The organism is Mitsuaria sp. TWR114 (genome assembly GCF_007997345.1).
On sequence record NZ_VOSR01001086.1, the window covers coordinates 1 to 567 of the forward strand.

Annotated in this window: 1 pseudogene; it reads right to left on the reverse strand. The window is 70.2% G+C overall.

From position 1 onward, the window contains the following. A pseudogene (locus FUT87_RS27540) lies at positions 1–567 on the reverse strand (hemagglutinin); the annotation flags it as partial.

Genomic DNA, 567 nt, shown 5'->3' on the forward strand with positions numbered 1-567 from the left:
GCGGTGGTCCAGACGTTGGTGCTCAGGTCCACCGCCGCGGCCGTGGCCGCCGAGGCGCGGTTGGCAGTGACCGTGATGTTGCCGCCGTTGGCGTTGATGTCCAGGAAGCGCAGGCTGATCGGGCTGTTGCCCGAGGCGGTGGTGGTCGCCGCCGCGCTCATCGACACGTTCAGCGCGCCGCTGGTGCTGGTGATCGTGCGATGCGTGCCCGCGCTGGCATTGGTGGTGATCCGGCCGTCGGCCTCCAGGCTGAGCGTGGCGGCCCCGCCCGCGGTCTTGGCGATGTTGCCGTTGATCGCGATGTTGCCTTCCTGCGCGCCCGCGCCGACGGTGCGGATCGTGACGTTGCTGCCGCTGTTGAGCAGCGTCTGGATGCTGTTGACGCTGACCAGCGAGCCGCTCGCGCTCGGCGTCCAGATGCCGCCGGAGAAGCCGCCCCCGGTCTGCGTGCCGGTGGAGATGGTGACGTTGTACGGGTCCAGCAGCCACAGGCCGCCGCTGGAGACCTCGACATCGATGCCGGTGGTGTCCAGCACATGGCCGGAGGTCTCGATGCGACCGCCGGCG